Here is a 13618-nt window from a genome sequence, read left to right on the forward strand (position 1 = left end):
TTTCGCATTGAAGCGCATTGAAGACGCTATTGGCCTGATGCCAGACGTAGCTACCCAGACGCAGCCGTATCTGGGTGCTGCGCTGGACTGGGTCGGCATGGATGGTATCGAGATGTCAGTGCGTTTCGACCCTGGCGATGGTGACGTCCAACGTTCCAGCGCCCGAGTCGGCGCCTTCGTCAACCTCACTCAGCCGGATCAACGTGGCATCCACATGTCGCGCTTGTACCTGCTGATGGACGAGTATTTGAGCGCAAAGACAATCAGTGCACCGATGCTCGAACACCTGTTGCGCGCCTTTCTGGAATCGCACAAAGACTTGGCCGACCGTGCGCGTATCAGCATCCGCTTCGAGCAGCTCATACGGCGTGCTGCACTTCGCAGTAAAAACAGCGGCTGGCGTGCTTATCCTGTCTCGATCGAGGCCAGCCTTGATGCCGACGGTTTCCACCTGGATCTAGGCACTGAAGTGGTGTATTCCTCGACCTGCCCTGCTTCGGCGGCGTTGTCGCGTCAGCTTATCCAGAAACAGTTCACCCAAGATTTCGAGGCAGCCAAGACGCTGGATCATGCTGCCGTGCTGTCGTGGCTAGGCAGCGAGAAAGCTATCGTCGCTACACCGCACGCACAGCGCAGTGTCGCGCAATTTCGGGTACGTTTCGTCGACGATGCGACGCTGAACCTGATTGCCTTGCTCGATCGCGTTGAGTTATCACTGGGCACGCCGGTGCAGACGGCCGTGAAGCGTGTCGACGAGCAGGCATTTGCACTTGCCAATGGCGGCAACCTGATGTTCTGCGAAGACGCCGCGCGCCGCATCAAACACGCGTTCGATGCCGATGACAGCATTGCCGACTTTCACATTCGCCTTGAACATCAGGAGAGCCTGCATCCGCATGATGCCGTGGCATATGCGAGCAAGGATATCCAGGAGTGAGGAGTTTCATCCTGACCTGGGCCACTTCATCGAGCAGCTCTCCCCAACACGCTCCGCTCACATGAGGAGCGGAAGCGATCGACATAACTCTATCGAATGCAATTCGACACCGGCATCTCTGCGAAAAGATATCGAACCGGGACTGCACGATTCAAGAAGCTCTCACGCAATTGATCCCAGGTAACTGGCGACCGGGAAGCAGTACGCACTATCCCCAGTGTATGAGTTTGATCCGCAGGTTCCGATCGATAAAAGCACTGGATCTTGTCGGCTGCCTTGACCTTGCGATGCGACATCACTGAGCGTCATGCCGGCAATCCTCAAAGGATAGGCGCTGTTGTCCCGATGTTGCCCCCGTCAGCAATAACTTCGACTGGACATCATTGAATACAAAAAAGGCCGGAACCTTTGCTATTGCTAAAGTTTCCGGCCTTCGTTGTACGCCGTTAGACGTTGAATTGGTGGGTCGTCCGGGATTCGAACCCGGGACCAATAGATTAAAAGTCTACTGCTCTACCAACTGAGCTAACGACCCATTTGCAAAACTCAACCGGACAATTTTACGGGCTGGGCGGCGACGGCACAAGCAACGATGCTCAGACGTAGCGCGTGGGATCGACCAAACCCGCTTCGCGAAAACCCTGCGCGCGCAGCCGGCAGGCATCGCAATGGCCACAGGCACGCCCTTCGTCGTCAGCCTTGTAGCAACTGACCGTGGCCGAGAAATCCACGCCCAGACGCTGGCCTTCGCGTGCGATGTCGGCCTTGCTCATGCGCATCAACGGCGCATGGATGCGGATGCCGGCACCTTCGACACCTGCCTTGGTAGCCACATTCGCCAGGGTCTCGAAGGCCTCGATGAAGGCGGGCCGGCAATCCGGATAGCCTGAATAATCGACCGCGTTGACGCCGCACCAGATATCGCTGGAACCGAGCACTTCGGCCCAACCGAGTGCGATCGACAGCATGATGGTGTTGCGCGCCGGCACATAAGTCACCGGGATGTGGCCGTCGCCGTCGTGTGCACTGTCGTCCAGCGGCACGTCGATATCAGCGGTGAGCGCGGAGCCACCGATACTGCGCAGATCGATACTAACGGTCTTGTGTTCCACCGCACCGAGCATGTGCGAGACCCGCTCGGACGCCGCCAGTTCGGAGTTGTGGCGCTGGCCATAGGCCACGCTCAGTGCGTGCACCTGATAGCCCTGCTCGCGCGCCAGCGCGATGGTGACGGCCGAATCCATGCCGCCGGAAACCAGCACGACGGCCTTGCGCAATGAATTTTGAGACATGATGTATTCCACACAGAAGTGACCGGTCACCGGCCGCAAACGCCACCGACAACGCAGGCCGGCGCGCATAAAACAGGAGTGAGTGCAGAGGAGTGAGAAGTGAGAGAAAAGCACGCAGTACGTACTCTCTCTACTCACTCCTCTGCACTCACTCCTCGCCTCAATGCCCGGCCGCGTCGTTCCACAACAGCTTGTGCAACTGCATCTGAAAACGCACCGGCAGCTTGTCGGCGATGATCCACTCGGCCAGATCGCGCGGCTGTACCGCGCCGTGTACCGGCGAGAACAGCACCATGCAGCGTTGCGCCAGCGCGTATTCGTCCAGCATCGCGCGTGACCATTCGTAGTCGGCGCGACTGGCGATCACGATCTTGATCTGGTCGTGCGGCAGCAGATGCTCGAGGTTAGACCACAGGTTGCGCTTGCTCTCGCCCGAATCGGGCGCTTTCAAGTCCATCACCTTGCGCACGCGCGGATCGACCGCGGAAACATCGAGCGCACCGGAGGTTTCCAGCGAAACTTCATAACCGGCGTCGCACAGTTTCTGCAACAGGATCAGGCAGCGCTTTTGTGCCAGCGGCTCGCCGCCGGTTACACAGACATGCTTCGCACCATGCGAGGCCACCTCGGCGAGGATGTCGTCGATCGCGTGCCAGTCGCCGCCGTAGAACGAATATTCGGTGTCGCACCAGACGCAGCGCAGCGGGCAACCGGTGAGCCGCACGAACACGGTGCGCCAGCCGATTGCATCGGCCTCGCCCTGGATCGAGTGGAAGATCTCGGTAATGCGCAGCCGCTCGGTTGCCGCTGGTGCAGGCGTGGAAGCGTCCACGCTTGCGCTGTTGCCGTTCACTGCAACGACCTCAGTTGGCCGACTGCAACTGAATGCGTTGCAGGCGTTCCTTGGCCAGGCTGGCAGCCTTGGAGCCCGGATACTTGGTGGTCACTTGCATCAGCGTGGCCTTGGCCGCGGCGTTCTGCTTCAGCTCGAGCTGGCTGTAGCCAACCTTGAGCATGGCATCGGGCGCCTTCTCGCTTTGCGGAAACTGACTGAGCAGCTGCTGGAAGGACTCCAGCGCTACCGGATAATTGGTAGTGACGTAGTACGACTCGCCCAGCCAATACCAGGCATTGGGGGTGAGCGGGTGATTCGGGTATTGCTTGATGAAGCTGCGGAACTCGCGCGATGCCTGCACGTAATCGCCGGCACGGATCGCCTTGAAAGCCACATCGTAGGCGCCCTGGGCGGCAGCCGGATCGGCACTGCCCGTCGCCGCAGCGGCCGGTTGACCCGGCGGCGGCGCAACAATGGCTGCAGCGGCGGTCGCCGCGCCTGCCGGATTATTGCCCTGTGCCGGCGGATTGCTGCCTGCCGCAGCGCCAGCGCCGCCACCCTCAAGACGCCCCAGACGAGCATCGAGGTCGGCGTACTGTGCCTTGTTCTTGTCTTCGAGTTCCTGCTGCTTGTGCTGCAGTTCCTCGATCTGACCCTGCAGTTGCTGCACCTGCGCCTGCAGTTGCTGCATCTGGTTGACCATGCCGATACCGGACTGGTCCTTGTTCTGTGCCTGCTGTTCCAGCGCAGCGACGCGATCGGCGAGACTCAGCCGTGAATCCTGCGCGCATACCGGGAACGCGAACAGCATGGCGGTCGCGATCGCGACCGCCATGCTGAACCTGGCTGCAAAGCTGTTAGCCAGTCGCTGCATTACTTACTGCGCCGTGTAGACGATCTCGACGCGGCGGTTCTTGCTCCAGCAATCCTCGTTGTGCTCACGGCACACCGGCTTCTCTTTGCCGTAGCTGATCACTTCGAGCTGGCTGGACGAACCACCGGCTGCCTGCAGCGCGCTGGACACGGCATTGCCACGACGCTCGCCGAGGCCCAGATTGTACTCACGCGTGCCGCGCTCGTCGGTGTTGCCTTCGAGACGGATATGCGACATCGGGCGATCCTGCAGGTACTTGGCGTGGCACGCCATGATCTGCTGGAACTCAGGCTTGATCTCGGTCTTGTCGAAATCGAAGTACACGACGCGCTGACGCAGGCAGGCATCGGTATCGAGATCGGCCGGGGTGTACTTGCCAGAGGTCTCGTTGGACTGAGTCTGGGTGGTCTGCTCCGGCATGGGCGGCTGCGGTTTGACTTCCTGCTTCTTGGAGCAAGCGGCCGCGCCAACACACAGCAGGGCGACCAGGGCGACGCGAACGGTCTTATTCATGGTGACGTTCCTTACGAGTTGAGTTCCGACAAACGATGACGATCAGGGTTACGGGACAACGACGCCGGTTAACCGGCTGTTATTTTGACACGTGAAAGATCGATTGTGCATGACAATGCACAATCGATCTGACTGGCCATGCCGCGGCAAAGCGTCACAACCGGAAACCGACATACGCCAGAGGCGCTGTACGGGCCCAATCCTTGGGCATCATATTGCCACAGATGGTGCGTGGCAGCATAGATAATCAGCGTTGCCGGTATGGACCCCAGGCTGGCTCCTGCACATTGCCGTCGGCAAGTGCGAGTCGCTGCCTGACCATGCCGTCGTCGGATACTGAATACAGGACACCGTGACTGCCCTCGGTAGCGGCATACAGCAGCATGCTTGCATTGGGAGCGAAGCTGACCGCGTCGTCGATCGGCCCTGGCGAGACGTAACGGACCTGCCCACCCAAGCCATTATCCAGAATGGCAATACGATACACGTTCCCGTTGCCCTGCACCATCGCGACCTGCTTGCCGTCAAAGCTCACGGAAGCATCCAGATTGTTCTGACCCTGGAAACTGATCCGCTGCGCCGTGCCGCCGCTGGCCGGCATCTGGTAGATCTGCGGCCGGCCGGAACGGTCAGAGGTGAAATAGATGCTCTGGCCATCCGGCGCCCATTTCGGCTCGGTATCGATGGCCAGATTGGTGGTCAGGCGGGTTTCCTGGCGGCTGGCCAGATCCAGCACGTAGATTTCCGGATTGCCGACGAAGGAGAGCGAGAGCGCCAGCTTGCTGCCGTCCGGCGAAAAGGCGGGCGCGCCGTTGATGCCCTTGTGCGACGAGACCAGCTGGCGCGCGCCGGTCGTGATGTCCTGGATGTAGATGTTCGAATTGCCGCTCTCGAACGAGACATAGGCGATCTTGCGGCCGTCCGGCGACCACGCCGGCGACAGCAGCGACTCCTTGGAACGGGCCACTACCTGCGGGTTGAAGCCATCGGAATCAGCCACGATCAGCGAATAGGTGGTGTGATCACCCAGGCCTACGGCGGTGATATAGGCAATGCGGGTCCAGAATGCGCCGCGCACGCCGGTGATCTTCTCGTAGATCTGGTCGGCAATCTGGTGCGCCACGCCACGCAGGTCACCGGCCGGCACGGTGAACGCCTGCGCCAGCAAACTTTGCTGCTTGTTGACGTCCCACAGCTCGAACTCGACCTTCAACATGCCGCCGCCGGCATCGCTGACGCGGCCGACGGTAATGTAGTCCTGCTTGAGCAAGCGCCAGGTGGCGAACTTGATGTCCGACCCCTGCGACGGGAACTCCACGATGTCGCTCTTGGCCAGCGAACGGAACTTGCCGGAACGGTTGAAATCGTTACGCATCACATCGGCGATGTCGGTCGACAGTGGCGCCCCGCCCTGCTGGGCGAATGGCACGACCACGATCGGGGTGGCGGTTTTGACGCCACCGACGATGTCGACGTTCAACGACTGAGCAGTGGCGGGACCGGCAAGCAACACCGTCACAGCCAGCAGGATCCCGGCGAAGCTTGAGCTGAATTTGCGCATGAGCATGATCATTGCGGCCTGAAGGTGAAGGTAAGGTTGCGCTGGAACACGCTCTCGAAACCCTTGTAAGGCAAGGTCTTGGTTCGCAGCACCGCATTCTCGACCGAACGGCGGCCGGCGTCGTCATAGGGACAACTGGAGTCCACGTTGGCACTCATCACGTCACCGCCAGGTGACTGGACGATATGGACCTGACACGGAACACTCGGCATGTTATCCGGCCGCAGCCAGTTCGGCGTGACCGCATTCTGAATGGCCGCGGCGTATTCGCTACTGAGATCGCTGTTCTGGCTGTTGTTGCCAGTCTGACGCTGATCGGCCTTGGGCAAGTCTGGCTGAGCGTCATCCTTGGCATTCGCCAGATCTTCCATCTGCTGCTTGGCCTGCTTGGCCTTGCTGTCGAGTTGCTTGGTCTGTTGCGCCGCCGCGTCCATCTTGGCGAACAGCGCATCGAGCTGCTTCTGTTTTTCCTCTTTCTGCTTGGCCGCCTGCGCATCCAGCTCGGACTGGCGCTGACGCTCTTTCTCTTCCTGCAGCTTCTTGGCGTCCTCGGCCTTCTGCATGGCATCAGCAACCACCCGCTCCTGATCCACGACGTCGGGGTGTTCCGGCGGTGGCGGCAATGCCTTGACCACCGGCGTGACAGGTGTCGGTGGTGGGGGCGGCGGTACCGTCGGCGGTGGCGGCACGGTGTTTGGCACCGGCTTGGTCTTGACCGGTCTCGGCGGTGGACTGCCGGTCGGTCCGATCAGCGAGGCTTCGATGACCTGCCCCTGCAGCTGCAGGGGCGGGTTGCAGGTGATCGGATTCAGCCCGGCGGGCAGGTGCAGGGCGCTGAAGAAATTCTCATAGCTCGTGCACGGCAGCACCGCGAGGAACAGAAACCCCACGATGCCCAGATGCAGGATGGCGGCAAAGATGACCGCCTTGGGCGTCCACCTACTTTCGTCCATTCGTCCCGCCCGATCCCGGCTCGCTCAGCAGCCCGATCTTCGCCACGCCGGCCTGTTGCAGGATCGGCAGGATCACGTAGACCTTGCCGTAGACAGCCCGCTTGTCGCCGGCCAGCACGACTTGCAGGTCGGGGTCGGCTTGCTGGAACGCGGTGATCTTGGTCGTGAATTCCTCGACGCTCACCGGATCGGCCTTGCCATCGCCCACCTTGAGGAAGATCTGTCCGGATTCGTCCACCGAAACCACCACAGGGTCTTTCATGTCCTTGAGTGATTTGGCGTTGCTTTGCGGCAGGTTCACTGGCACGCCGAGGCTCTTCATCATCGGGGTGGTGACCATGAAGATAATCAGCAGTACCAGCATCACGTCGATGTACGGCACGACGTTGATTTCGGATTTCAGCTTGTAGCGCTTCTGGCGCCCGGAGGTTCGCATGGCTGCTGCTCCGCTCAGGCTACGTCGTCGGTCTGGATCTGCCGCTGCAGCACGGAGGAGAACTCCTCCTGGAATACGTCATAGCGCGAGGCGATACGCTCGACCTTGGTGGCATAGCGGTTGTACGCCCACTGCGCCGGGATCGCCGCGAACAGACCCATCGCGGTGGCGATCAACGCTTCGGAGATATGCGGCGCGACCACCGCGATGGTCACGTCCTTCATGTCACCCAGGCCCTGGAACGCGCCCATGATGCCCCACACTGTGCCGAACAGGCCCACGTACGGGCTGATCGAACCGACGTTGGCGAGAAACTCCAGGTTGCGCTCGAGCCGGCCGATTTCGCGGGTGCCGGCGACCTGCATGGCACGCTCGGAGCTCTCCATCACACTGCGCACGTCATGCGTCTTGCGCTGGCGCTGGCGAGCGAATTCGCGGAAGCCCGATTCGAAGATGTTCTCGATACCGCCGTTGTCGGAACTGCGATTGCTGACCTCGCGGAACAGCTGGGCCAGATCGCCGCCGGACCAGAAGCGCTCCTCGAACGCCTCGGCATCCTGCACCGCGGCCTTGGTCTGCGAGTATTTGCGGATGATGATCACCCACGACAGGAACGAGAACACCAGCAGCACCAGCAGTACCAGCTGCACCGGCAGGCTCGAGTCCGCGATCAGCGAGAAAATATTCAGTCCACCGTTCATTGCTTGAAGGTTCTCCGCCAGTCGGCTTGGTTGTCAGGGGGCAAGTTCTGGAATCAGGTCGGTTGGTATCGGTGCCGCACGCATGCGCGGAATATCCACGCAAGCCACGCGCACCGTCGCGCGGATCAGGCTGCTGCCGTCCGTCGCCCGGGTGATTGTCTGGGTGAACAGGATACTGGCTGCGCGCCGTTCTTTGACTTCGACCGTTACCGACAGTTCATCATCCAGCAGGGCTGGCTTGAGGAAGTCGATCTGCATGTCGCGCACCATGAAGGCCAGTCCGGTGGCCTGCTTGAACGCCGACTGATCGATCCCGAGCGCGCGCATCCACTCGCTGCGGGCGCGCTCCATGAAACGCAGGTAGCCGGCGTGATAGACCACGCCGCCAGCATCGGTGTCTTCCCAGTACACCCGCACCGGCCAGCTGAAGGGGGACTTTTGCACGGACTCAGACATTGCCGGTCTCGGCATCGAACAGGTCAGCTGCCTGCGCCTGGCGCGGCGGCGGGGTCAGGCTCAGGTGACGCCAGCCCTTGGCGCTGACCATGCGGCCGCGGGCGGTACGGATCAGGTAACCCTGCTGGATCAGGTACGGTTCGACCACGTCTTCCAGCGTGCCGCGATCCTCGCTGAGCGCGGCGGCCAGCGATTCCACCCCGACCGGGCCGCCATCGAAATTCTCGATGATCAGGCTGAGCATGCGCCGATCCAGTTCGTCGAAACCTTCCGGATCGATCTTCAGCATGTCCAGTGCGGCCTTCGCCACCACCAGGGTGATCTCGCCATCGGCACGCACTTCGGCGTAATCGCGCACGCGGCGCAGCAGGCGGTTGGCAATGCGCGGGGTGCCACGTGAGCGGCGGGCGATTTCCTGCGCCCCTTCCGGCGCGCAGACGATGCCAAGGATGCGCGCGGCACGACGCACGATCGCGGCGAGCTCCTCGGTGGTATAGAACTCCAGTCGCTGCACGATTCCAAAGCGGTCGCGCAACGGCGCGGTGAGCATGCCGGCTCGGGTGGTCGCGCCGATCAGCGTGAACGGTGGCAGGTCCAGCTTGATCGAACGCGCAGCCGGACCCTCGCCGATCATGATGTCGATCTGGAAGTCTTCCATCGCCGGGTACAGCACTTCCTCGACCACCGGCGACAGTCGATGGATCTCGTCGACGAACAGCACGTCATTCGCCTCGAGGTTGGTCAGCAGCGCGGCGAGGTCGCCAGCGCGTTCGAGCACCGGTCCCGAGGTCGAGCGCACGTTGACGCCCAACTCGTTGGCGATGACGTGGCTCAGCGTGGTCTTGCCCAGGCCGGGTGGCCCGAAGATCAGTACGTGGTCAAGCGCACCACCGCGCTTGCGGGCCGCCTCGATGTAGATCGACAACTGCTCGCGCACCGCCTGCTGTCCCAGATATTCGGACAGCCGCTTCGGACGGATCGTGGCTTCCAGCGCCTCGTCGTCGAGCTGGGCAGCGGCGGTGATGATGCGGTGATCGGTCATGAGTGCCGGGGATCGGGAATGGTGAATCGGGAATGGTGAGAGCAAAACCGGGCTTCGACAATGTCCACGATACCCCAGCCGTGTCGCACTTTTACGATTCTCGATTCCCGATTCACCATTCCCGGCCCAATCAGATCTCGACCTGCGCGCCCAGCTCGATCAGCCGGTTGCCTGGAATCTGGAAGAATGCCGTGGCCGGCACGGCGTTGCGTGCCATGAAGGCGAACAGCTTGTCACGCCACAGCACCATGCCAGGACGACGCTTGTCGGCGACGATGTTTTCACGCGACAGGAAGAAGGTGGTGTCCATCAGGTCGAACGGCAGGTTGGCCGACGAGCACATCGACAACGCCAGCGGAATATTCGGATCCTCGGCGAAACCGAAACGCAGCTCCAGGCCGAAGAATTCGTTGCCCATGGCGGTGATGTGGATCCGCTCGCCAGGATCCGCCACCGGCGTTTCCAGCATGTCCACCGTCAGCATCACGTTGCGCTCGTGCAGCACCTTGTTGTGCTTGAGGTTGTGCAGCAAGGCATGCGGCACCGCATTCTGGTTCGCGGTGAGGAAGACCGCCGTGCCCGGCACCCGCAGCGGCGGATGCTCGGAAATATTCGCAATGAACGGTGCCAGCGCCAGGCCACCCTGCTTGATCTCGCGCACCACCAGTTCACGGCCGCGGCGCCAGGTAGTCATCAGCACGAACACGCCCAGACCCAGCACCAGCGGGAACCAGCCGCCGTACTCGACCTTGATCAGGTTGGCGCCAAGGAAGGACAGGTCGATCGTCAGGAACAATACGCCTGCGGAGATCACCGCAATCGGGTTCCAGTGCCACTGATAGCGCGCCACCACCAGGGCCAGCAAGGTGGTGATCGTCATGGTGCCCGTCACCGCGATGCCATAGGCCGCGCTCAGGCTGTCGGAGCTGCGGAAGCCGAACACGGCCACCAGCACCATCACCAGCAGGAAGCTGTTGACCCAGGGCACGAAGATCTGTCCGGACATTTCGCGCGAGGTATGCACGACCTGCATGCGCATCGAGTAACCCAGCGACATTGCCTCGCGGGTCATCGAAAATGCGCCGGAAATCACTGCCTGCGAGGCGATCACCGTGGCCACCGTGGCGAGGCCGATCATCGGATACAGCAGGAACGCGGGCACCATCTTGAAGAACGGATTGTCGATCGCGTCGGGGTGGGCAAGCAGCAACGCGCCCTGACCGAAATAGTTGATCACGAGTGCCGGCAATACAAAGCTGAACCAGGCCAGCCGGATCGGCCGCTTGCCGAAATGCCCCATGTCGGCATACAGCGCCTCGGCACCGGTCAGCGCCAGCACCACGCCACCGAGTGCGATGAACGCCTGCATCCCGTGGGTGAAGAAGAAACGCAGGCCATGCATCGGATTGATCGCCCACAACACCTGCGGGTTTTTCACGATCAGATGCATGCCAAGCAAGGCGATCACGATGAACCAGACCACCATCACCGGCCCGAACACGCTACCCACGCGCGCCGTGCCATGACGCTGCATCGCAAACAGGATGAACAGGATCACCGCCGTCACCGGCACCACCCAGTGCGCAAGACTGGGGGCCGCCACCTTCACGCCCTCCACCGCCGACAGCACGGAGATCGCCGGCGTGATCACGCCATCGCCATAGAACAGCGAGGCACCGAAGATGCCCAGGATGGCCAGCACCCAGCGCAACTTCGGCTGCTCGCGTACGCTGCGCTGCGCCAGTGCCATCAGCGCCATGATGCCGCCTTCGCCCTTGTTGTCGGCGCGCATGATGAACACCACGTACTTCAGCGACACCACCAGGATCTGCGCCCAGAAGATCAGCGAGAGAACGCCATAAATGCTTTCCGGGGTCGGCCTCATGCCGTCGTGGCTGAGCGTGGTCTGCAAGGTGTACAGCGGGCTGGTGCCGATATCGCCATAGACCACGCCGATCGCACCCAGCGCGAGTGCCGCCAGGCGCCGCTTGGTTTCCGACTCGTTTGTGCCGTGCATGGCTTCCTGACTCACGAATTCAACTCCCCAGCGCGGCGCGTAGCGCCTTGCGGATAATGGCTTCGGCGTTGTCGCCGTCGGCTGCGACTTTCTGTACCAACCGCGTCACTTCGATCGGCTTGTAACCCAGCTGTTGCAGCGCCACGGTGGCCTCCCCCGCTGCGTCGAGCGGTGCGCCGGGGCTCTGAGCGGATCCGCCAGGCAGGCTGGACAGCCCATCCAGACGATCGCGCAGCTCGACCACGATGCGCTCGGCGGTCTTCTTGCCGATGCCAGGGATCTTGGTCAAGGCGACCACGTCGCCGGCATGCACCAGTCGAGCGAAGTGGTCGGTGGAAACGCCAGACAGCACCGCCAGCGCGATCTTCGCGCCGATCCCGCTGACCTTCAGCAGGTTGCGGAACAGCGCGCGTTCGGCCTCATGCAGGAAGCCATATAGCGTCACGCTGTCCTCCTTCACCGCATGGTGGGTGAGCAGGATCACTTCCTTGCCGAGGCCCGGCAGGTCGTAGATCGTCGACATGGGCGCTTCGACTTCATAACCGACGCCACCGACCTCGACCAGCAAGGACGGCGGCTGCTTGGAAATCAGGATGCCGCGCAGACGTCCGATCATCGGCGTCGCCTCCAGGCGGTACGCGGAATGCCGACACGCGCGAGGCTGGCGCGGGTATGCGCATGGGTCACCGCGATCGCCAGCGCATCGGCCGCATCGGCCTGCAGCGGACCCTTGAGGCCGAGCAGTATGCCGATCATGTGCTGTACCTGGGTCTTGTCACTGCGGCCGCTGCCGACCACGGACTGTTTCACTTCGGTTGCTGCGTATTCGTGCACCTCGATCCCCTGACTGACCACCGCACAAATCGCGGCGCCACGCGCCTGCCCCAGCTTCAGCGCCGAATCGGGATTGCGCGCCATGAATACACGCTCGATCCCGCACTCGACCGGCTGATGCGCGGCGATGATGTCACACAGCTCGTCAAAGATGCGTTTCAAACGCAACGGGAACGTGGCTTCACCAGCCACCACCAGCGCGCCATGAAAGACGTGGGTGAGCTTGCCAGCATCGTCTACGTCGATGATGCCCACGCCCGTGCGCTGGCTGCCCGGGTCGATGCCGATGATTCTGGTCATGGAGCGGAGCCAGGCAAGGCGGCAGGCGAACCTGCCGACCGGCGCTTACGGATGGGCCTCGGCCGGCAGAGCGGCGTTGTGATAGATCTCGTGCACGTCGTCGAGCTCTTCCAGCCAGTCGAGCAGGTCGAGCAGGGTTTCCTGCGCCTCGGCCGGAATCGCCACGCGATTGGCCGGGCGCATCACCACCTCGGCACGTGACGGCTTGAGGCCGGCCGTGGCGAGCGCCTGCTGCACCACCTCGAAACTGTCCGGCGTGCACAGCACGCTGCTCTCGCCCGCCTCGTTCACCACATCGTCGGCACCAGCCTCGAGTGCGGCTTCCAGAATTTTCTCTTCCAGCGCAGCGTCGCCTGCCGTGTCGAACACCAGCTCGCCGCAACGATGGAACTGGAATGCCACCGAACCGCTGGTACCCAGATTGCCACCGTGCTTGGTCAGCCCGTGGCGCACGTCAGCGACCGTGCGCACCGGGTTGTCGGTGACGCAATCGATGATCAGTGCGATGCCGGCCGGACCGTAGCCCTCGTAGCGCAGCTCATGCATGTCGGCACCGCCGTCGGCACCGGAACCACGCTTGATCGCGCGGTCGATGGTGTCGCGGGTCATGTTCGCCGACAACGCCTTGTCCACCGCCGAGCGCAGCCGCGGATTGCCGGCAGGATCGGCCACGCCGGCGCGGGTGGCGACGGTGATCTCGCGGATCAGCTTGGTGAATACCTTGGCGCGCTTGGCGTCCTCGGCACTCTTGCGACCTTCGATGGAGGGGCCTCTACCCATGACAATAGCCTGCACTTGGATCAGGTGAACGAGCCGGGAATTTTACCTGATTTCGGATCGCGTGCCGGAATTGCGGCAAGGACGCGG

Annotated in this window: 15 protein-coding genes and 1 tRNA gene; 1 reads left to right on the top strand and 15 read right to left on the bottom strand. The window is 62.2% G+C overall.

What is annotated here, in order from left to right:
* Positions 1-37: 37 nt before the first annotated feature.
* Positions 38-937, top strand: coding sequence for a GTP cyclohydrolase FolE2 (gene folE2, locus GSQ75_RS00225; protein WP_254058467.1), 900 nt, complete (start codon positions 38-40; stop codon positions 935-937).
* A 459-nt stretch (positions 938-1396) separates the two neighbouring features.
* Here the strand turns inward: folE2 and GSQ75_RS00230 are convergent.
* The 15 genes from GSQ75_RS00230 to GSQ75_RS00300 all read right to left on the bottom strand — a co-directional run bounded on the left by GSQ75_RS00230 (position 1397) and on the right by GSQ75_RS00300 (position 13531).
* Positions 1397-1472 (bottom strand) — tRNA-Lys (locus tag GSQ75_RS00230).
* Between the two features lie 61 nt (positions 1473-1533).
* Positions 1534-2229: a 7-cyano-7-deazaguanine synthase QueC gene (gene queC, locus GSQ75_RS00235; protein ID WP_158752547.1), complete on the bottom strand. Its 696-nt coding sequence runs from the start codon at positions 2227-2229 to the stop codon at positions 1534-1536.
* Positions 2230-2389: 160 nt separating this feature from the next.
* A complete protein-coding gene (queE, locus tag GSQ75_RS00240; RefSeq protein WP_158752548.1) occupies positions 2390-3082 on the bottom strand; it encodes a 7-carboxy-7-deazaguanine synthase QueE in 693 nt (230 codons plus the stop codon).
* A gap of 10 nt (positions 3083-3092) precedes the next feature.
* On the bottom strand, positions 3093-3899 hold the full coding sequence (ybgF, locus tag GSQ75_RS00245) for a tol-pal system protein YbgF (RefSeq protein WP_158752549.1): 807 nt from the start codon (positions 3897-3899) through the stop codon (positions 3093-3095).
* Positions 3900-3941: 42 nt separating this feature from the next.
* Entirely contained in the window at positions 3942-4451 is a 510-nt protein-coding gene (pal, locus tag GSQ75_RS00250; RefSeq protein WP_158752550.1) for a peptidoglycan-associated lipoprotein Pal, read from the bottom strand.
* Positions 4452-4698: 247 nt separating this feature from the next.
* Positions 4699-6012, bottom strand: coding sequence for a Tol-Pal system beta propeller repeat protein TolB (tolB, locus tag GSQ75_RS00255; protein WP_158752551.1), 1314 nt, complete (start codon positions 6010-6012; stop codon positions 4699-4701).
* An 8-nt stretch (positions 6013-6020) separates the two neighbouring features.
* Positions 6021-6965 carry a cell envelope integrity protein TolA gene (gene tolA, locus GSQ75_RS00260; protein WP_158752552.1) on the bottom strand — a complete coding sequence of 315 codons (945 nt, stop codon included), beginning with the start codon at positions 6963-6965 and terminating at the stop codon, positions 6021-6023.
* Complete coding sequence (tolR, locus tag GSQ75_RS00265) at positions 6952-7401, bottom strand: protein TolR (RefSeq protein ID WP_158752553.1); 450 nt, start codon at positions 7399-7401, stop codon at positions 6952-6954. The genes tolA and tolR overlap by 14 nt, the downstream gene beginning before the upstream one ends.
* Positions 7402-7415: 14 nt before the next feature.
* Positions 7416-8102, bottom strand: coding sequence for a protein TolQ (gene tolQ / locus GSQ75_RS00270; RefSeq protein ID WP_158752554.1), 687 nt, complete (start codon positions 8100-8102; stop codon positions 7416-7418).
* Between the two features lie 33 nt (positions 8103-8135).
* Positions 8136-8558 carry a tol-pal system-associated acyl-CoA thioesterase gene (ybgC, locus tag GSQ75_RS00275; protein ID WP_158752555.1) on the bottom strand — a complete coding sequence of 141 codons (423 nt, stop codon included), beginning with the start codon at positions 8556-8558 and terminating at the stop codon, positions 8136-8138.
* Complete coding sequence (ruvB, locus tag GSQ75_RS00280) at positions 8551-9600, bottom strand: Holliday junction branch migration DNA helicase RuvB (protein ID WP_158752556.1); 1050 nt, start codon at positions 9598-9600, stop codon at positions 8551-8553. The genes ybgC and ruvB overlap by 8 nt, the downstream gene beginning before the upstream one ends.
* 130 nt (positions 9601-9730) lie before the next feature.
* Positions 9731-11617, bottom strand: coding sequence for a potassium transporter Kup (locus tag GSQ75_RS00285; protein ID WP_158753835.1), 1887 nt, complete (start codon positions 11615-11617; stop codon positions 9731-9733).
* A 19-nt stretch (positions 11618-11636) separates the two neighbouring features.
* Entirely contained in the window at positions 11637-12233 is a 597-nt protein-coding gene (gene ruvA, locus GSQ75_RS00290) for a Holliday junction branch migration protein RuvA (protein WP_158752557.1), read from the bottom strand.
* Positions 12230-12751: a crossover junction endodeoxyribonuclease RuvC gene (ruvC, locus tag GSQ75_RS00295; RefSeq protein WP_158752558.1), complete on the bottom strand. Its 522-nt coding sequence runs from the start codon at positions 12749-12751 to the stop codon at positions 12230-12232. Before ruvC ends, ruvA begins: the two co-directional genes overlap by 4 nt.
* Positions 12752-12796: 45 nt before the next feature.
* A complete protein-coding gene (locus GSQ75_RS00300) occupies positions 12797-13531 on the bottom strand; it encodes a YebC/PmpR family DNA-binding transcriptional regulator (protein ID WP_158752559.1) in 735 nt (244 codons plus the stop codon).
* Between the last annotated feature and the right edge of the window lie 87 nt (positions 13532-13618).

The organism is Dyella sp. S184 (assembly GCF_009766065.1).
Taxonomy (GTDB): Bacteria; Pseudomonadota; Gammaproteobacteria; order Xanthomonadales; family Rhodanobacteraceae; genus Rhodanobacter.

Excerpts from the sequence above, each read along its gene's own strand:
- folE2 (WP_254058467.1), top strand. The coding sequence starts at position 38 with ATGCCAGACGTAGCTACCCAGACGCAGCCGTATCTGGGTGCTGCGCTG.
- queC (WP_158752547.1), bottom strand. The coding sequence starts at position 2,229 with ATGTCTCAAAATTCATTGCGCAAGGCCGTCGTGCTGGTTTCCGGCGGC.
- ybgF (WP_158752549.1), bottom strand. The coding sequence starts at position 3,899 with ATGGCGGTCGCGATCGCGACCGCCATGCTGTTCGCGTTCCCGGTATGC.
- pal (WP_158752550.1), bottom strand. The coding sequence starts at position 4,451 with ATGAATAAGACCGTTCGCGTCGCCCTGGTCGCCCTGCTGTGTGTTGGC.
- tolB (WP_158752551.1), bottom strand. The coding sequence starts at position 6,012 with ATGCGCAAATTCAGCTCAAGCTTCGCCGGGATCCTGCTGGCTGTGACG.
- tolA (WP_158752552.1), bottom strand. The coding sequence starts at position 6,965 with ATGGACGAAAGTAGGTGGACGCCCAAGGCGGTCATCTTTGCCGCCATC.
- tolR (WP_158752553.1), bottom strand. The coding sequence starts at position 7,401 with ATGCGAACCTCCGGGCGCCAGAAGCGCTACAAGCTGAAATCCGAAATC.
- tolQ (WP_158752554.1), bottom strand. The coding sequence starts at position 8,102 with ATGAACGGTGGACTGAATATTTTCTCGCTGATCGCGGACTCGAGCCTG.
- ybgC (WP_158752555.1), bottom strand. The coding sequence starts at position 8,558 with ATGTCTGAGTCCGTGCAAAAGTCCCCCTTCAGCTGGCCGGTGCGGGTG.
- ruvB (WP_158752556.1), bottom strand. The coding sequence starts at position 9,600 with ATGACCGATCACCGCATCATCACCGCCGCTGCCCAGCTCGACGACGAG.
- GSQ75_RS00285 (WP_158753835.1), bottom strand. The coding sequence starts at position 11,617 with ATGCACGGCACAAACGAGTCGGAAACCAAGCGGCGCCTGGCGGCACTC.
- ruvA (WP_158752557.1), bottom strand. The coding sequence starts at position 12,233 with ATGATCGGACGTCTGCGCGGCATCCTGATTTCCAAGCAGCCGCCGTCC.
- ruvC (WP_158752558.1), bottom strand. The coding sequence starts at position 12,751 with ATGACCAGAATCATCGGCATCGACCCGGGCAGCCAGCGCACGGGCGTG.
- GSQ75_RS00300 (WP_158752559.1), bottom strand. The coding sequence starts at position 13,531 with ATGGGTAGAGGCCCCTCCATCGAAGGTCGCAAGAGTGCCGAGGACGCC.